General features: G+C 71.6%; 13 protein-coding genes. 5 read left to right on the top strand and 8 right to left on the bottom strand.

The features are described 5' to 3' along the window. Positions 1-179: 179 nt before the first annotated feature. Positions 180-710, bottom strand: a complete 531-nt coding sequence (locus HNQ09_RS10660) for a hypothetical protein (RefSeq protein WP_184028931.1) — start codon at positions 708-710, stop codon at positions 180-182. Between the two features lie 401 nt (positions 711-1,111). Here HNQ09_RS10660 and HNQ09_RS10655 point away from each other — a divergent pair, with 401 nt between their 5' ends. Together HNQ09_RS10655 and HNQ09_RS10650 are read left to right on the top strand one after the other, a co-directional pair. After that, positions 1,112-2,164, top strand: a complete 1,053-nt coding sequence (locus HNQ09_RS10655) for a tyrosine-type recombinase/integrase (RefSeq protein ID WP_184028928.1) — start codon at positions 1,112-1,114, stop codon at positions 2,162-2,164. A 78-nt stretch (positions 2,165-2,242) separates the two neighbouring features. Next, positions 2,243-2,656 (top strand): response regulator, encoded by a 414-nt coding sequence (locus HNQ09_RS10650; RefSeq protein WP_184028926.1) that lies wholly within the window; start codon positions 2,243-2,245, stop codon positions 2,654-2,656. Positions 2,657-2,739: 83 nt separating this feature from the next. On the opposite strand, the gene HNQ09_RS10645 is transcribed toward HNQ09_RS10650, so the two are convergent. Together HNQ09_RS10645 and HNQ09_RS10640 are read right to left on the bottom strand one after the other, a co-directional pair. Beyond that, positions 2,740-4,233, bottom strand: a complete 1,494-nt coding sequence (locus HNQ09_RS10645) for an aldehyde dehydrogenase family protein (protein ID WP_184028908.1) — start codon at positions 4,231-4,233, stop codon at positions 2,740-2,742. A gap of 34 nt (positions 4,234-4,267) precedes the next feature. Continuing rightward, the gene (locus HNQ09_RS10640) at positions 4,268-6,442 is read right to left on the bottom strand and encodes a GMC family oxidoreductase N-terminal domain-containing protein (protein WP_184028906.1); all 2,175 of its coding nucleotides are present in this window, start codon (positions 6,440-6,442) and stop codon (positions 4,268-4,270) included. Positions 6,443-6,935: 493 nt separating this feature from the next. Here HNQ09_RS10640 and HNQ09_RS10635 point away from each other — a divergent pair, with 493 nt between their 5' ends. Beyond that, on the top strand, positions 6,936-9,644 hold the full coding sequence (locus HNQ09_RS10635) for an ATP-binding protein (protein WP_343057738.1): 2,709 nt from the start codon (positions 6,936-6,938) through the stop codon (positions 9,642-9,644). A gap of 242 nt (positions 9,645-9,886) precedes the next feature. On the opposite strand, the gene HNQ09_RS10630 is transcribed toward HNQ09_RS10635, so the two are convergent. From HNQ09_RS10630 to HNQ09_RS10615, 4 genes are all read right to left on the bottom strand, one after another. After that, positions 9,887-10,087 carry a hypothetical protein gene (locus HNQ09_RS10630; RefSeq protein ID WP_184028902.1) on the bottom strand — a complete coding sequence of 67 codons (201 nt, stop codon included), beginning with the start codon at positions 10,085-10,087 and terminating at the stop codon, positions 9,887-9,889. A gap of 69 nt (positions 10,088-10,156) precedes the next feature. After that, complete coding sequence (locus HNQ09_RS10625) at positions 10,157-11,320, bottom strand: AI-2E family transporter (protein ID WP_184028900.1); 1,164 nt, start codon at positions 11,318-11,320, stop codon at positions 10,157-10,159. A 583-nt stretch (positions 11,321-11,903) separates the two neighbouring features. Next, the gene (locus HNQ09_RS10620) at positions 11,904-13,742 is read right to left on the bottom strand and encodes an N-acetylmuramoyl-L-alanine amidase (protein ID WP_184028898.1); all 1,839 of its coding nucleotides are present in this window, start codon (positions 13,740-13,742) and stop codon (positions 11,904-11,906) included. A gap of 334 nt (positions 13,743-14,076) precedes the next feature. Next, positions 14,077-14,496: a hypothetical protein gene (locus HNQ09_RS10615; protein WP_184028896.1), complete on the bottom strand. Its 420-nt coding sequence runs from the start codon at positions 14,494-14,496 to the stop codon at positions 14,077-14,079. A 501-nt stretch (positions 14,497-14,997) separates the two neighbouring features. On the opposite strand from HNQ09_RS10615, the gene HNQ09_RS10610 reads away from it, so the two are divergent. Together HNQ09_RS10610 and HNQ09_RS10605 are read left to right on the top strand one after the other, a co-directional pair. Beyond that, positions 14,998-15,999 (top strand): peptidoglycan-binding domain-containing protein, encoded by a 1,002-nt coding sequence (locus HNQ09_RS10610; protein WP_246363286.1) that lies wholly within the window; start codon positions 14,998-15,000, stop codon positions 15,997-15,999. Between the two features lie 63 nt (positions 16,000-16,062). Further along, positions 16,063-17,157 carry a peptidoglycan recognition protein family protein gene (locus HNQ09_RS10605; RefSeq protein WP_184028894.1) on the top strand — a complete coding sequence of 365 codons (1,095 nt, stop codon included), beginning with the start codon at positions 16,063-16,065 and terminating at the stop codon, positions 17,155-17,157. Between the two features lie 62 nt (positions 17,158-17,219). Here HNQ09_RS10605 and HNQ09_RS10600 read toward each other — a convergent pair whose 3' ends face one another. Beyond that, positions 17,220-17,486: a metal-sensitive transcriptional regulator gene (locus tag HNQ09_RS10600; RefSeq protein WP_184028892.1), complete on the bottom strand. Its 267-nt coding sequence runs from the start codon at positions 17,484-17,486 to the stop codon at positions 17,220-17,222. Positions 17,487-17,501: the final 15 nt, after the last annotated feature.

Below are 17,501 nucleotides of genomic sequence, written 5' to 3'. Positions count from 1 at the left end.
AGCACGCAGGAAGCGCATACGAACAGATGGATCGAGAAGATACTGTCTGAGCTTGCAGGCAGGTATTCGAGCTAATCTAATCTCCCTGAAGACACAGTGCTCTGGAGTGAAGCGCCTCCACGTTCAGCAGGTCACACCGCCCCCGGAGAGAGATGCAAACTCCCTGAACGCGCCGTGGTCTACGCTTCAGCAGAAGGGAGACGGCCCAGAAAAGGGACACGCAGACAGAACCCGCCGGGGGCCATCACCTGCCGCGCCCGGGCGCCGGGAGCGATGAACTGCACCGCGATGCCGCCTGGGCCGACGTGTTGCACAGCCACCCCGCCCGGCGCCACGACCTGCACGCCGACCGCGAATATCGACACCGCCTGCATGGAGACTGCCCCGGGAAGGGTCACCTGCACCCCCACCGCCGTGGGGGCGAGCGCCTGGGCCGCCAGGGTCCCGGGCGGCAGAGTCTGCGCACCCATCGCGGTCGGAGCGAGGGCCTGGGCGGCCAGCCCGGCGGGAGAGAGGCTCTGCATCCCCACCCCGATGGGCGCCAGCGCCTGCGCGACGGTCACCATCGGCGGCGCCTCCTGCACGCCCACCACCCCCACGCCGACCACCTGCCGCCGCCCTGCCCGCACGAGACGCTGCTCCTGGGTCAGCCATGCGGCCAGGCCCCCAGAGGGGAAGCGCCGCTGCCGCCTGTTCTGAGTCCTGATCATGGGTCAAGGGTGCGCTCCGGGGGTTACAGGCCTGTTACCACGGCGCAGTCACAGGCCGCAGGAGACAGCACCTGGCAGCCCTCTGCCTTCAGGCCGCGCTGGCGGCTCTGGCACTGACATCCTCATGATGCAGAGCCTGACCAACCGGGCCTGACAGTAACTCGCCCCGGAACGCAGCACGTTAGATACGGATCAATATTGTGCGTTGCAAACCAGGGCAAGCCCCCGTCTTCGACCTGACACTCTCCGGCACCCCCCACCCAACACAGCTCGGCCTCAAGGTCGGTCTCCAGCTCTCGCCACAGCTCAGGACACCTGCTGGAACACCCGGCTCCAGCCACTTCCGCTGGAAGACGGGGGATACTTGTGTTTATAGCCCTAAGCGTAAGTATAGTCAGAGGGTGACCCTCGTCCTCGCTTCCAGGTGGGCCAACCCCGACAACCGCCGCCGCGAGGCCTTGCGGGCCGCGCAGACCCAGGACGCTGAAGGGCTGCTCGACCTGCTGGGCCATCACCTGCGGGTCAAGTCGCGCCGGGCGGGCGGGGTGAGTCCTCAGACGCTCCGGACCTACGGGGTGGCGGTGCGCGACTTCCTGGCCTACGCGGGACCGCCCGGGGCGCCGCGCCTGAGCGTGCAGCACCTGACCCCCGACGAGCTGGAAGCCTACGTGATCCACACCCGCGAGCGGCTGCGCCAGGGCGGCCAGGCTGCGGGACTGACCCTGGGCAGTGTGGCGACCTACCTCTACGGGGTGCGGGCGCTGTACCGGGCGCTGCACTGGGCAGGGGCGGTGCGGGAAAATCCCACGCTGGCGGTGCCGGCCCCGCGCGACCCCACGCCCGCCCATGCCCGCAAGCGCGCGCTGCCGCCCGCACAGTACCGGGCGCTGCTGGCCGCGCCGGAGGCCGCACCCGATCCGGCGGTGACCGCCCGCGACCGGGCGATCCTGGTGCTGGGGGCCACCCTCGGGCTGCGGGCGCAGGAGATCGTGGACCTGCGGGTCGCGGACGTGGGGCTGGGCCTGCGTGAGGTCCACGTCACGCGCGGCAAAGGCGGCAAAGCCAGGCGCGTGCCCCTGCCCCCGGCGGCGGCGCAGGTGCTGGCGGCCTGGCTTCAGCTGCGGCAGGCCCTGGTGCTGGCGGGCGACCTGCCGCAGGACCAGGGCGCGTTGATCGTCTCCTTTCACCGCGGCCACCGGGGACAGCAGCTCACCACGGCGGGGCTGCGCACCATCGTCAACGGCTACTTCCGGAACCTGGGCCTGCCGCCGGACATGTGGGGGGCGCACACCCTGCGCCGGACCGCCGGAACCCGGCTCTACCGGGCGACCCGCGACCTGCACGTGGTGTCCGACGTGCTGGGGCACGCCTCGGTGACCACCAGCGCGATCTACGCCAAGCTCGACGCCGACGTGCGGCTGGAAGCGCTGGCCGCCGCAGAAGAGGCCGATTGAGGGCGCGGCCCGGTGCCCCCCGGCCATAACTGTGAGCCGCCAGCACCTGAAAACTTAATGCAGACTTTACCTTGAGGTGTGCCTGTCCCCCATCATTTCGTGCTGATCGATGACAGCGTCACCGACCAGTGGCTGGCCCGGGAAGCCTTCGAGCAGCTGTGCCCGGACTGCACCCTGCGGTGTTTTGACCGGGGTGCGGTCGCGCTGGACTGGCTGCGCTCGGCGCCGGAACGTCCGGACGTGATCTTGCTGGACATCAACATGCCGGGCATGAGCGGCTTCGAGGTGCTCGAACAGCTCAAGGCCGACCCCGAGCTGACCCTGATTCCGGTGGTGATGCTCTCCACGTCGGGAGACCGGGGCGACGTGTCGCGGGCCTACACGCTGCACGCGAGTTCGTACCTGGTCAAGGCCCCGGGGTTCGGCGACTTTCTCAAGCAGATCGACGCCTGCCTGGACTACTGGCGCGCGGCCCAGCTCGCGCACACCTGAACGGGGGGGGCACCTGAACGGGAGGAGGCGAGGCCCGCTGACGCGGGGGGCGGGTGGGGACGCCCCCCTCCCCGCCCCCGGCTTCAGAATTGCAGGGCCTTGACCTCCAGGAACTCCTCCAGGCCCAGGCGCCCGAACTCGCGGCCATTGCCCGACTGCTTGTAGCCGCCGAAGGGCGCCACCGGGTTGAAGGCGCCCCCGTTGATGGACACCTGCCCGGTGCGCAGCCGCCGCGCCACCCGCACGGCCCGCTCGCGGTCAGTCGACCACACGCCGCCCGACAGGCCGTAGGCGGTCGAGTTGGCGATGCGGATGGCGTCCTCCTCGTTCTCGTAGGGCTGGATGACCAGGACCGGGCCGAAAATCTCCTCCTGGCCGACCGCCATCTCGGGCGTCACGTCGGAAAAGACCGTGGGCTGCACGTAGTAGCCGCGCTCCAGCCCGGTCGGCGCGTCCGGCCCGCCCGCGATCAGCCGCGCGCCTTCCGAGACGCCCTGGCGGATGTAGGCCCGCACGCGCTCGCGCTGCACGTCCGACACCAGCGGCCCCAGGGTCGTGGCCGGATCGAAGGGGTCGCCCACCCGCACCTGCGAGACCACCGCCTGCGTCACCGCCTCGACCTCGGCCAGCCGGGAACGCGGCACCAGCATCCGCGTCAGGGCCGAGCAGGTCTGGCCGGAATTCAGGTAACAGCCGCTGACGCCGCTGACCACCGCCTGCGTCAGGGCGTCGCCGGTCAGGTCCGCGTCGTCGAGGATCAGGTACGGACTCTTGCCGCCCAGCTCGGTCGCCACCCGCTTGACCGTGCGCGCCGCCAGCTCGCTGACCCGCCGCCCGGCCGCCGTGGAGCCAGTAAAGGACACCATGTCCACCTCGGGGTGCGAGGCGAGCACCTCGCCCACCACCGCGCCCGTGCCGGTGACGAGGTTGAAGACCCCCGGCGGCAGCCCCGCCGCCTGCAAAATCTCGGCCAGCACAAAGGCGTTGAGCGGCGCGACCTCGCTGGGCTTGAGGACGACCGTGCAGCCTGCCGCCAGCGCGGGCGCGACCTTGGCGGCGATCTGGTGCAGCGGGTAGTTCCAGGGGGTGATCGCGGCGACCACGCCCACCGGCTCGCGCAGCAGCACGGAGCTGGCCAGCGGCTCCTCGAAGGGAAAGCGGCGCAGTTCCTCGGCCATCGAGGCGAAGGTGATCGCGGGCAGGCCCACCTGGATGACGTTGCTGAGCATGAACGGCATCCCCACCTCCTGCGCGACCAGGGTGGCGATCTCGCTCTGGCGGGCGCTCAGGCCCCGGCTCACGCGGTCGAGCAGCGCCGCGCGCGCCTCGACTGGGGTCTGCGACCAGCCCCCAAAGGCCGCCCGCGCTGCCTGGACCGCCCGTTCGGCGTCCTCGCGGGTGCCTTCGGGGACCTGGCCCATCACCTCCTCGGTGGCGGCGTTCACGACCTCCAGGGTGCCTGTCCCCAGCGGGGCCACCCACTCGCCCCCAATCAGGAAGCGGTCGCGCCGGTGGAAGGCGGGCGGGGCGAGGGGCGGGGCAGCGGGGTCGGCGTTGGCCTGGGGATGGGCAGTCATCTGGAGTCTCCCTGGAGGTGGACGGGGCGAGGGGTCACAGCGGCGTGACGCCGGGCAGGTCGCTGGCGGCGGGCGAGGAGGAGGCGGAGCTGACCGCTTCGGGCGTCAGGCCGGAGGCGGGCTGCACCGCCTGATCGACCCGATGCAGCTGGAGCGGCGCCGGGGCGGGCGCGGGCGTGCCCATTGCCGCCGGGGACGCGGCGAGCGGCGGCCCGTCCATGACCGCCAGCAGGCGGCTGGCGGTGCGGTGGGCCAGGGCCATGCACGACACCATCGGGTTCACGCCGCTGCACGTCGGAAAGGCGCTGGTGTCCCCGATCCACACGCCGGGCACGTCGTGCAGCTGGCCGCTGACGTCCGCCACGCTGGTCTGGGGGTCCAGCCCCATGCGCGCCGAACCCATCTGGTGGGCACTGAACATGGTCTGGCCGCCCGCGCCGGGAGGCACACTCACCAGCGCCGCGATAAAGGCCTCGAGGTCCTCTCCCCTCTTCCACGGCGCGAGGCCGGGCGCCAGGCCGTGAATCTCCTCGGCGCCCGCCGCCTCGTGCAACCGGACGCACTCGGCCAGACCCGCGCGGAAGTTGCGCGCGTCGAGGTCGTCGGTCAGGGCGTAGGTGTGGACCGCGTTGCCCGCCGCGTCCAGCGTGACCTGCCCATGCCCGTGGTCCTGGGTGATGTTGATGAAAAAGGCCATGCGCGGCAGCAAGCTCATCACGGCCTTGTGCTCCACCCCCCCGGTCCACGGAGTGCCGGAGGCCAGCAGCGCGGTGCCGTACTGCACGCTCTCGATGATGAAGCCGTAGCCCTCCTCGCGGTCCGCGAACTCCTTCATGATCGCGCTCTGGGGCGGTCCCCACCACGCCCGCTGGTCTTCCCCGTACACGCCGACCGCCATACCGACCGGGTGCAGCCGCAGGTACTTCCCGACCGCCGGGCCGCCGATTCCCGAGCGCAGCAGCAGCGCGGGCGTCTCCAGCGCGCCGCAGGCGACGACCACCTGGGGCGCGCGCACGGTGATCCGGCGGGCTTCGCCGCCCACCGTCGCCGTGGCCTGCACACCCGCCGCGCGGCCCTCCTCGACCAGAATCCGCTCGGCCTGAGTCCGCACCAGGATGCGCGCGCCCGCGTCGTGCGCGTCTTGCAAGAAGGTCTTCAGGGTCCCCTGCTTGGCGCCGGTCGCGTCCCCGAAGCCCGCGTAGCCGGCGCGGTCAGGGTCGTAGCGCCCGGGATCGAGGTTGAGCGCCGCCTTCACGAACTGATAGCCCAGCTTCTGCGATCCTTCTTGCAGGCGCTGGTGCGGCCCGTTGAAGTCGCTGCACCGGTCGTTGACGCCCATGCGGGCGAGAACCGCGTCGATGTGCGCGTCGTAGCTCGGCTCCGCCACGTCGGTCAGGCCGTGCTCGTGCGCCCAGCGCCGCCGCACGTCGTCTCTGGGGCGCACCGAGTTCGACCAGTTCACGGTCGAGCCGCCGCCCAGGCCAGCGCCCGCCACCAGGGTGACGTTGCCGTCGGCGGTGGGGTGGTAGCCGCCCCGGTAGTAGAGGGTCTGGTAGGCGTTCAGCTCCAGGCCGTGGAAATCCGCCTCGTTGAAATACCCGCCCGCCTCCAGCACCACCACGCTTTTTCCGGCCTGCGCGAGCGACGCCGCCACCACGCCGCCGCCCGAGCCTGAGCCGATCACCACGGCGTCAGCTTCCAGCACGGCGCCGTCTTCCGGTTCGTGCGGCGTGATGGTCTTAGGCGTCTGGGGTGCCGGGCCGGGAGGGCCGGGATAGCGCAGGTGGGGCCACAGCGGATTCTGGCCGCGCTCGTCGGTCAGGCCGTAGCCGAACAGCAGGGTGAGCTGCCGCAGGGCGCCCACGCCCCCTGCCGCCTCGGGCGAAAGGCCCGCCACGGTGCGCAAGATGGCCTCGCGTACCGCCTGGCTCTGGGCGGCGAAACTCAGGGACGCCATCGCGTCCAGCAGCCCCAGCAGGCCGCCCCGCACCTCGGGCGGAAGCTGGGTGTCCAGATACTGGGCGAGCGCCTGGTGGACGCCCAGATCGGACGCGGCCACCCCCCAGAACTCGGGCGGGTCCAGGCCGTCCACACGCGGCAAGACCGTATCGGCAAAGGCTTTAAGGGTGGCCTGTTGGGTCGCCGTGAGCAGCGGCGTGACCTGGGAGACGGCCTGAGAGTCGGCCTGAGAGTCGGCAGGTGCAGTCATGGGAAGGCTCCTGGGGGGCGGCGGCGGGTCCAGCTACACCCGCGCGGGGGGAGGAGACGGGACGGGTGAGAGGCCACCGGAGAGGGTCGGGGCAGCGGCGCAGGGGCCGGAGAAGCAGCGCGGGGCTGGCCCCGCCCGACCGAGGAGAACTGTGGGTACGGCCCACTGTAGTGGGCGGACGAGGGGCGGCGCAAGGCGGGGAGGAAAGGGTGGGGGGTGGGAGGGGGCGAAGGGAGGAAGTATGCCTCGTATATACTGATTTATAGCTCTCAGCTCGTGTTCCTCTCCCCTACACGGAGGCGACGGGGGCGGGCGGTCCAGGCGGCCCTCACGCCTGTGGGGACTCCCTGGGCAGAGATGTGAAGCGCGCGAGGCGTCCATCCTCACGCACGCACCTCCCTCACGCGCCTCTGGGCCAGTGGGAGGCGGCCGCCGCCCGGGGATGCCAAGGCCAAGGGCCGCACCCGGCGGCGGGCGACAGTATCCTGGCCCGGTGTCCAGACCTTTCGCCCCGACCCATTCGGCGCCGCCCTCTTTGGGCGAGCGCCTGCAAGCGGTCACGGAGGCCCTGGCGGCCGCCCGGACCCAGCAGGACGTGTTCCGGGTGGTGCTTACCCCCGCGCGCCAGGCCCTGAACGCCGTCGCGGGGGCGGTGCTGCTCACCGACGAGGCCGGGGAGCGCCTGAACCTCGCCGCCGTGGAAGGCCACGCGGAGGGGGTGCTCACGCTCTGGCAGGCGGGTCCCCTGGCGCAGAACGCTCCGGCGGCCGACGCCCTGGGCCGCCGTGAGGCGCTGTTGTTCGAGCATCAGGAAGACCTGGTGCGGGCCTATCCTCAGCTCGCGGCCCGCAGCGGGAGCGTGGCGGTCGTCGCCACCGCCGTGCTGCCGATGTTTCTCGACGACCGGCCGCTGGGGGTCCTGGTGCTGGACTTCCGGGAACCCCACCACTTCACCCCGGAGGAGGTGCGGTTCCTGCGGACCCTGGCCGCCCAGTGCGCCGTCGCGGTGGGGCGCAGCCAGCTGCTTGAAAACCTTCAACGGCAGGTCGAGGAGCGGACCCGAGGCGCCCTGACCGACGCCCGCGCCCAGGAAGCGTTCGTGGCCTTTACGGAGGCGGTGGGCACCACCACTGACGTGCTGGACCTGACCCGGCAGGCCATCGCCGCGCTGCACACCCGCTTTGGGGGCGCCAGCGTCGGCTACTACACCCGCGAGGGCGCCCTCTGGAAGGCCCAGGCCTGGAGCGAGGACATGGGCGAGGCCCTGCTTGAGCGCCTGAGGGCCGGACTGCCGGACAGCACCCCTTTTCTGCGCGGCGCCCTGGAAACGGGGACCGCGGTGTTCACCGACAGCTGGGACCCCGGGCGCGAGGGGATCGAGCACAGCGAGGCCTACGGCAAGGCCGCCGCCTATCCCCTGGTCGTGGGCGGCGAGGTCCGGCACCTGCTGTTGATCGGCCTCAAGGACACCCGGCGCTGGTCCGGGCGCGACCGGGCGCTGGTGCGGGCGGTGGGGCGGGGCCTGACCCTCGCGCTGGAACGCGCCGAGCAGGCGGCGCAGCAGGCGCGCCAGACCGCCGAACTCGACGCCCGCAACCGGGCGCTGGAGAGCTTCGCGGACCTCACGCGCGACCTGAGCGTGGAGGTGGACCCCTACGTGCTGGTCCGGCGCGCGCAGGCGGTGGCGCTCTCGCTGCTGCCCGAGGGTTACGCCCTGTATTTCGAGCCGCAGGGGGAGCGCTGGGTGCTGCGTGGCCAGACGGGCGAGCTGCGCAACGCGGCCCTTCAGGCGGCTGCGGACGCGGGGCTGCCCTACCACGAGGCCAACAACCTGCTGATCCCCTACCGCAGCCGCGCGCCCTACTACCAGGACCAGTACGCCCGCGACACCGACAACCTCGGCGGGATGGTCAGCCACCTGGGCGCCTCCGCGACCCTGCCGGTGCTGGTGGACGGGCAGCCCCGGGGGGTCTTCGCGGTGGTGCTGTTCGGGGGCGTGCGGCACTGGACCCGCCCCGACCAGGCGGCGCTGGAATCGGTGGTGCGCAGCCTGGGCCTGGCGCTGGAACGCGCCGGGGGGGTGGCCGAGCTGGAGGCGCGCACCCGCGAGGTGGCCGAGTGGCGCGAGCGCTACGAGGTCGCCGTGCGCGGCTCCGGCGCCCTGCTCTACGACTGGGACCCGGCGACGGACGCCATCTTGTACGGCGGCGCGGTCGAGCAGATCACCGGATACGCCCCGCAGGAACTGGGCGGCACCCTGGCCGACTGGACCGAACTCCTGATTCACCCGGACGACCGCGGGGGCTTTCAGCGGGAGATCGCGCGGGTGATCCAGTGGAGCGACACCTTCCGCCTGCCTTTCCGGGTGGTGAGGCGGGACGGCAGTGTCCGCGAGGTGGAAGACGAGGGCTACTTCCGGCGGGACGCCGCAGGGCAGGTCACCCACATGGTGGGCTTTGTCAAGGACGTGACCGAGCGCAAGCGGGCCGAGCAGGCCCTGCTGCACGCCAACGAGGAGCTGCGGCGCAGCAACGCCGAGCTGGAGCAGTTCGCCTACGTCGCCTCGCACGACCTGCAAGCCCCCATCCGGGCCGTGACCAGCTTCGCGGGCATCCTGCTGCGCAAGTACGGGGACGTGCTCGACGAGCGCGGGCAGCTGTACCTGCGGCAGGTCGTGGACAGCGGCGAACACATGAAGCAGCTCGTCGACGACCTGCTGGCCTTTTCGCGGGTGCACACCCAGCGGGGAGAACTGCGGCCGGTAGACAGCGCGGCCGTGTTCGACACGGTGGCCAGCCGCCTTGGGCTGTCGGCCCCCCCGGGCGCGGATCTCTCGCGCGGCGAGCTGCCGATGGTGCTCGCGGACGCGCCCCAGCTCGACCAGCTGCTGCAAAACCTGATCGCCAACGGGCTGAAGTACCACCGCGAGGGGGTGCGGCCCCAGGTCCGCGTGACGGCCGAGCGCGACGGGGACGGACTATGGCGTTTTCAGGTCACCGACAACGGCATCGGCATCGAACCCCAGTACTTCGAGCGCATCTTCGTGATCTTCCAGCGCCTGCACGGCCGCGAGGCCTTCGAGGGCACCGGCATCGGGCTGGCGGTGTGCAAAAAGATCGTCGAGCGCCACGGCGGCCGGTTGTGGCTGGAGAGCACCCCGGGACAGGGGTCCTCCTTCTTCTTCACCTTGCCCGGAGCGTAGCTTCCGGCCAGGCAGGAGGGAGACGGCGAACCAGCGCCCCGCCCCCTTCGGTTGACCGGCACGAACTCTTCCACGACAGCCGTGCGGCGGCCCAAACGGCGGTGGGAACGCTATCCAGGCATATGGTTCCCCTTTGCTGCGCTCAGCACGTCCGTGTTGCCCCGTCAGGGCAGAGCTGCTGCGCCTCACCTCTGCCCGGGCTTGACTTGCCAGGCTCGGGACTGGCTCACCGCTTCACGGCGTCACCACTCCCCTACGGCAGACGGCCGGCGTTGATCGTCCAGCGGCCGCCCCCGGCTGTTCGCTGGCAGGATCAGGGTGTAGTTCATCAGGGTATTGTCGGCGATCAGGGACGCCGTCAGCACGGACACGTCCCGCGACGGGCGGCTCCCGCCGGGACCCAGCACGCTCAGCTCGAACACCTGCGCGGCCGGTATCGCCACCGGAGCGGGCTTCTCTCCCTCCCCGAATCCCACCGGCCGGCAGACTTCCTCCAGGAGAAGCGGCCGGGTTCACCCTCCGCCTGTCCCGTGCCTCTCCGGGTGCGCCTCGGCAGAGGCCCCTTCGACGATGGCCTGGGCATCCGCCTCGGAGGCGGGGCGGCGGCGGGCGAGCAGCACTTCCTCGTACAGCGCCTTGATCAGAATCAGGAAGGGCACCGTCAGGAAGGCGCCGACCAGCCCGAACACGCTGCCGAACAGCAGCACCCCCGCCGTGACCGACACCGGGTGCAGGTTCGCGCTGCCGCCCAGCACGAACGGCACCAGCACGTAGTTCTCGACCTGCTGAATCACCAGGGCGAGCAGGGCGACCCCGAGGGCCTTGCCCGGCTCGTCGGCCAGGGTGGCGAGAATGGGCGGCAGCGCCGCGAAGATGGGACCGACCGTCGGCACGATCTCGCCGAAGGCCGCGATCACCCCGTAGAGCAGCCAGTTGTCCACCCCCAGCGCCCAGAGGCCCAGCGCGTTGGCCCCGCCCACGGCCAGCATCAGCAGCAGCATCCCGCGCCCCCAGCGGCTGAGGCTGCCCATCACCCGCGCCGCGACGGCCCCCACCCACTCCCGGCGGGCTTCGGGAACGGCGCTCAGGAGGCCCTGCACCAGCGGCGCGGGCTGGGCCAGCGTGAAGGTCAGGATGACGAGTCCGAACACCCCCAGCGCGAGGGTGCCCGCGGTGCTGAGGGCGAGGTTGACGACCTGGGGAATCAGCCCGGTGACCAGCGCCGTGGCGCGCGAACTCACGTCGTCCAGCACGCTCTCGCCCAGCAGGGCATTCAGGGTGGGACGCTCGTTCAGCCACGCGTCGACCCGCTGCCCGAGGAGAAAGGCGTCGGCAGGCAGCCCCGCCGCGAAACTGGACACCTGCGCGATCAGGACCGGGACCAGCAGCCTGCCCAGCAAGGCGAGGCTGCCCAGCAGCAGCGCCACCGTGAGGATCGCCGCGACGGGACGGGGCAGGCGCAGGGTGGTCTGGCCCCACAGCACCAGCGGGTTGAGCGCGGCGGCCAGCAGCACCGCCAGCGTGATGACGAGGAGAGGCGTGGCGACGAGGCCGAAGAAGTTCAGCGCCAGCAGCAGGGCAAGGACGATCAGCGCGGTCGGCAGCAGGTTGACGATGACCAGACGGGGTTGCCCGGACGCCTCCCTGGGCCTGTTTTCCTCAGGCGCAGGCCGCATGGCCGCTCCCCGCAGAGGTGGGACCGGCAAGCGGCCGGGCCAGGCCTGACCCTGAGATATTCATCATGCGCTGAGCTTAAGTCCTGGTGGGTGGCCCCGCCCCTGATCTCGCCAGTTTCTCTGGCATGAAAGGCTCTCCTGGCCGCTTGAACTCTCTTTTCAGGTGGGGGGAGGCCCTCAGGCGGTGAGGAACTGCTGAAGTCGGGGAACCGTGAACCCCATGTTGGGACTGCATCGGAATGGGGCATCTGCTGGCCGTCCACAAGTGTGCAGCCGTCTCAACGCGCGTCTGACAGAGGTGGCCGTAGGAGTGAAACGCAGGAACGGACGAGCCTTCCGCATGGATGGGTGAGAGGGGCAGCAGGTGCGCCCGTTCAGGCGGGATGCGCCTGCCTGACCCGGAGGTGGCGGGGTCACGCCACGGTCTGCGCGAGTTCCCGGCGCCGCTGGCGCTGGATGGACGCCGAACGATCGCCCGAACGCCACAGACACCAGGTTCTGCGGGAGACGGGGCCGGAAGCGCGTCTCCGCGCAGCTGTTCATGAGGGTCTGGTCGCAAGGCCCGGAGGCCTCGGCGGGCACCTCAAGACCCCGGGCGCCCCAGGGCCGCTTCCCGGTAGTAGCGTTCGATGCCCAGGGCGATGGCCTGCGCGAAACGTTCGCGGCCCGCCGCGCTCATCAACAGCCGCAGGTTGCCCTTGTCGGTCAGGAAGGCGGTCTCGATCAGCACGCTGAGTTGGGTCGTGGGCCGGACCAGAGCGAGGTTCTGGTAGTGCACGCCGTCGTTGCCCACGTCCGGCAGCCGCTCCACCAGGCTGGCTTGCAGGGCGTCCGCGAGCGCGCGGGCCTGCGGGTGGTAGTAGTACACGCCGCTGCCGCGCTTGGTGGCGGGGTCCACCCCGTCGGGCAGGGCGTTGGCGTGAATGCTCACCAGCAGGTCGGCGTTTTTCTCCTCGGCCAGCAGCGGGCGGTTGTAGATGGGCACTGTCACGTCGGCCTCGCGCGTCAGCACGACGGCAGCGCCCCTGGCGCGCAGCAGCTCGGCCACCCGCAGCGAGAGCGGCAGCATCAGGTTTTTCTCGGGCACCCGCAGCGGTCCGGCCCCGCCGAACTCGTCGCCGCCGTGGCCGGGGTCCAAGACGATGGTGCGGCCCGTCAGCGGCGCGCGGGCGTCCAGGGTGGGCGCGTTGCGGACCCGCAGCACCAGGGTCGTGCCCTCGTAGGTCGCGTCGTAGCCCCAGGGCGCGCCGCGGAGGTCCACCCGCACGCGGGCCACGCCGTCACTTTCCTGGGTCCAGCGCACGTCGCGGACCGGGCCAGCCGGGAAGTCCGACACGATGTAATCCACGTCGGAGACGGTGTGAAAGAGCCGCAGGTCGAGGCTGGACGCGCCGGGCGCGGCGGCCTGCTCGACCGTGAAGGGCACCCGGGTGGGGAGGTTCAGCCGCACCTCGCTGTGGGTCTCGCCCGCCTTCACGTCGATGCGGGTGAACACCGCCCGGGGCAGCGGCGTGCCCTCCGGGCGCAGGGTGAGGGCCGTTTTCGGGGCGCTCAGGGTCAGCGTGCCGGACACCTGCACGGTGTAGGTCGTGCCCTCCTCTCCGACGACCACCGAGAGCGCGCCGGGGCGGGGATAGACCACGTAGTTGCGGCCCGGCCCGTTGCGCCACACGAAGGTGCCGGCCTGCACCCCCCGCCCGGGGATGGTCGCCGTGACCTCCGCCACCCGGGGACCGGTCGCCGTCACGCTGAGCTGGCCGGGGCTGCTCGCCGTGGCCGTGGTGCCGTCGGCGGCGGTCAGCGTAAACGCCACGGGCGCGGCGGCCAGCCGCTCGGGCAGCAGGAAGGTGCCCTCGTAGCGGCCCGGCGCGCTCTCGGTCATCGGAAAGGGGCCGAGGTCCCCGACCCGGAAGGACGCCCGCCCACCCGCCGTGCCCGTGAACGCCACAGGGACGGCCCGGCCCTCCAGGCTCTGGGGCTGGACGTAGGCCACCCGGTCGGCGGCGGGCAGCAGGCTGGCGGCCACGATCTGCGCGGCGCCGGTCAGAACCTGCGGCGGCGCGCTGGTCACCCGCAGTTCCTGGCGGGCCACCGTGCCGCCCCGGGCGGATTCCAGCACCAGGACGTTCTCGCCGGGGTTCAACGGCACCCACTCGATAAAGAGGCCGTCGGCGCCCACGTCGACCGGCTGGCCGCCCAGGGTCAGGGACGCCCCGGGCTGCACGCTGCCTTCCAGCAGGACATGGTCAAAGGGGACCGTGTGCCGGTCCGGCGGATAGGCCACGAAGATCGGCGCGTCACTGATGGGGGGCAGCAGGGCCGGGGCACCCACGGCGGAGGCCGGGGCAGGCGGAGCGGTCTGGGCCAGGGCCACGGGGCCTCCCGTCAGCAGCAGGGTGAGGAGCAGACAACGGCGCAGCATGAAACCTCCTGAAGAAGCGGTCGGTCCCGGCAACACGGCCTGGACGGGGAACGCGACCCACTGTAACGGGCCAGCTGTGATTCAGCAGGGCCTCCTTCAGCAGCGCCCGGCCCGAGCCAGACGGCCTGAAGCCGGAACGTCGCCCGGGCGCCCCGGTTGTGGAGGTGTGGGCGTCCCCCCCGCATGAGCCGGGGCGCAGGCTGAGCCGCGTGCCTGAGAGGTGGTGGAGAGGTGGCCCGGCGCTGTGAGCGCGCGCAGCCGCAAACGGGGCGGACAGGCAAAAACGGGGCAGGGTTCGGCGTCAGGGGCGGAAACTCAGGTGGACGGCTCCGGGTTACGGCTCCCGCCGCTGGAGGGTGACCGCGACGTGGTCGGTGACGAAGGTCATGCCTGACCTGCCCGGCCGGAAGCCCAGCAGCGCGCCTGGCCCGAATTCGAGGCTGTGCACCCCGTACCTGTCGTAGAGCAGCCCCACGGCGCGCACGAACCCCTGCACGTCGGCCAGGTCCCGCGCGCCAGCCTCCCCCGCCGGGACCCCCGGGACGACGCCCAGCGCCGCAGCGGCCGCCCGGTGATCGGCGGGGGCCAGGAACTCGAAGGCCAGGTCGGCGCTCACGAACTTGCCGCTCTCCGTCAGGCCCAGCAGGCCGCTCGCTTCCCTGGGGCGCACAGCCGCGACCCCGTGCTCCACCATCAGGGTCATCAGGGCCTGCCCGAAGGCGTTCATCCGTTCACTCTGGGCGCCAGTGGTCATCGCTGCCCAGACTACGCAGCAAAAGCGCCGGGTGGGTCCTGGACCGACCGGCGCCCGGAGGCAGGCCCGGCCTGAAAGGCCCCGGCGGGCCGGGGACCACCCGCCCCCGAGACCCCCGCCGCAGACGCGGGTTTGCCCGGGAAGTCTGGCCTGAGCGCACCCGCGGAGAAGCGGCCCCTCCCCTATTTCCCGCGCTCTGACCGCCTGAGAGCGGGGGCACCCGGTCAACCTGGGGAGAAGGCCTCCGGGCAGGCGAGCGCCGTGGATCGGGCATCCTCCCTGGACGCTGTGCCGGTCGTGGGCGGCCTGCCGACGGCCACGTTCAGGGCTTTCTCCCCCCAACACCTTCATCACAGGTGTGGTGATAGACCGCGCCTGTCCGCACAACCCGGGCATCCTCCCCGCATCTCCACTTCTGGAGGTTCCGGATTGAACCCACCCCTGGCCCCCGCTCCGCCTGCCGGTTCCAGGCCAGTGCCCTGACAGACATCCGAGGAGTGCATGATGCGTTCGACCCTGATCCTGGCCGCCCTCACCCTTTCTCTCTCGGCCTGCGGGGTGCAGCGGGCGCAACCGGCCGCCGCCACCCCGCCTGACGCCCTGCTGGGTGCCCAGTCGGTGCTGACCTGGCAGGCGCTGCGCTCCGGCGACTCGGGGCGCGACGTGGTGACCCTGCAATACCTGCTGCGCCACGCGGGGCAAAGCCTCTCTGTGGACGGCGCCTTCGGAGGCGGCACCGACACGGCCGTGCGGAATTTCCAGCGGGCGAACGGCCTGGTGGTGGACGGGACCGTGGGCGGCAACACCTGGGAAAAGCTGATCGTCACCGTGCGGCAGGGGGACAGCAACAACGCGGTGCGGGCGGTGCAAGACCAGCTGCGCAGCGGCTACGGCTACAGCGCCGTCACGGTAGACGGCGTCTTCGGGAGCGGCACGAACACGGCGCTGCGGGACTTTCAGAGCAGGCGGGGCCTGACTGTGGACGGCGTGGCGGGCCTCAACACCTGGCATGCCCTGGTGACCGGCAGCAGCACGGGGGCAACAGGCACCACCGCCAGCCTCGCCTCGCAGATCCTGAACAGCGGGCGCGTCACGCTGGGCACCAGCAGCAGCACGTCCGGAGGCAACCCGCGCCAGAACGTCGTCGACACAGCGAACGGCCTGGCGGCCAGGCGCGGCTGCGCGGGCGACGCCAACTGCGGCCTCACCGTGTACCTCAAGCGTTCGATGCTCCAGGGCATGCTGACCATGGCGAACGCCGGGAACTCCTTTTTCATCACGTCCATCGCGGGCGGGGTCCACTCGACGTATTCGGACCACTACGCCGGTCTGGCACTCGACATCGGCATCTGGAACGGGGTGAGCCTGAGCACCCCCAACAGCGCCCACACCGCCGCGCGCAACGCGTGCCTGGCCGCCGGGTCCGATCCCGGCCAGACCTTCAACGCCTACTACGACCCGCCCGGCGGCCACAGCAACCACGTCCACTGCGCCTGGAACTGACCCAGGGCAGCAGGCAGCGGTGGCGCGCAGCGAGGTCGCCCGCCGCTTTCCCGAGGAGGCCGAATGAACACCCCCCCCACCCGCCGCCAGGTCCTGCGCTGGGGCGCGGCACTCGGCGGCAGTCTGCTGCTGGCGGGCTGCGGCCTGAACAAGGCGGCCAGGCTCGACCCGGACGCGCCCGTCAACCGGCTGGACGGCCAGGCAGTGACCAGCCCGGCCATCGCCACCACGGCCGCCTGGAAGGCCCAGGCGCCCCGGGAAGCCGTGACCCTGCTCGCCACGCGGCCCACAAGGATCATCGTGCATCACACCGCGAGCGCCAACGTCAGCGACCTCTCGCAGGCGCAGGCCCACAGCCTGGCGCGCTCGATTCAGCAGGCTCACTTCGACCGGGGCTGGACCGATTCCGGCCAGCAGTTCACCATCAGCCGGGGCGGGTACGTGCTGGAGGGCCGTCACCGCAGCCTGGAAGCGGCGCAGACGGGTACCCAGCATGTGCGCGGCGCCCACTGCGAGAGCTTCAACGACGTGTCGGTCGGCATCGAGAACGAGGGCACCTACACCAGCGTGTCTCCCCCGGCCGCCCAGTACGACGCGCTGGTGCGCACATGCGCCTGGCTGTGCGGGCAGTACGGCATTCCGGCAACCGAGATCTACGGGCACCGCGACTTCCTGAACACCTCCTGCCCGGGAGACGTGCTGTATGCCAGACTGCCGCAACTGCGCCGCGACGTGGCCGCGCGGCTGGGCGTCAGCGTGCGGGTGTGGCCCACCACCCGGGACGGCCAGAGCGGCGAGCGCGTCCGCAGCGTGCAGTCCCTGCTGCGCGCCCGGGGCCAGACCCTCGCGGTGGACGGGAACTACGGCGGCGGCACCGGGACGGCCGTGAGCGCCTTCCAGACCTCGGCGGGCCTGACCCCCGACGCCGTGGTGGGGTCGGCCACCTGGGAGCGGCTGGTCCTGACCGTGCGGCGCGGCGACAGCGGCGAGGCGGTGCGGGCGGCGCAGGGCCAGCTGCAAGCCAGAGGCTACGGGGTCATGCTGGACGGCGCCTTCGGGCCGGGCACGGAAAGCGCCGTTCGCAGCTTCCAGACGGCGCAGGGCCTCACGGCAGACGGCGTGGTCGGCCCGAACACCTGGCTGGCCCTGGTGGGCTGACCCCCCCGCAGGTCAGCCCCACCTCACGCGCGCAGGGCGGCCCCTGCTGCGCGCCGCCCTCCTCAGCGGGCGAGCTTGAGCAGTTTCACGAGGTCGGCGGGCTTCTCGCCGCGCGCCTGGCACATCTCGACGTAGGTTTCCAGAATCACGTCCCCGGTGGACTCCAGGGCACTCCTCGCGCTGGCGTACAGGCTCATCACCTCCACGCAGCCCTTCTCCTCCTCCACCATCTTCTGGAGGCCCCGAATCTGCCCCTCCAGGCGGCGCAGGCGGTTAAGAATCCTCGTCTTCTCGGCTTGATGGTCACTCACGGGCACGCTCGCGGTCATGCTTCCAGTATACCC

This window comes from Deinococcus budaensis (genome assembly GCF_014201885.1).
Lineage (GTDB): Bacteria > Deinococcota > Deinococci > Deinococcales > Deinococcaceae > Deinococcus > Deinococcus budaensis.
This window is presented reverse-complemented; position numbering and strand designations above follow the sequence as displayed.

Coding starts and splice junctions, on each gene's coding strand:
- HNQ09_RS10660 (WP_184028931.1), bottom strand. CDS start 710: ATGATCAGGACTCAGAACAGGCGGCAGCGGCGCTTCCCCTCTGGGGGC.
- HNQ09_RS10645 (WP_184028908.1), bottom strand. CDS start 4,233: ATGACTGCCCATCCCCAGGCCAACGCCGACCCCGCTGCCCCGCCCCTC.
- HNQ09_RS10640 (WP_184028906.1), bottom strand. CDS start 6,442: ATGACTGCACCTGCCGACTCTCAGGCCGACTCTCAGGCCGTCTCCCAG.
- HNQ09_RS10625 (WP_184028900.1), bottom strand. CDS start 11,320: ATGCGGCCTGCGCCTGAGGAAAACAGGCCCAGGGAGGCGTCCGGGCAA.
- HNQ09_RS10620 (WP_184028898.1), bottom strand. CDS start 13,742: ATGCTGCGCCGTTGTCTGCTCCTCACCCTGCTGCTGACGGGAGGCCCC.
- HNQ09_RS10615 (WP_184028896.1), bottom strand. CDS start 14,496: ATGACCACTGGCGCCCAGAGTGAACGGATGAACGCCTTCGGGCAGGCC.
- HNQ09_RS10610 (WP_246363286.1), top strand. CDS start 14,998: ATGATGCGTTCGACCCTGATCCTGGCCGCCCTCACCCTTTCTCTCTCG.
- HNQ09_RS10605 (WP_184028894.1), top strand. CDS start 16,063: ATGAACACCCCCCCCACCCGCCGCCAGGTCCTGCGCTGGGGCGCGGCA.
- HNQ09_RS10600 (WP_184028892.1), bottom strand. CDS start 17,486: ATGACCGCGAGCGTGCCCGTGAGTGACCATCAAGCCGAGAAGACGAGG.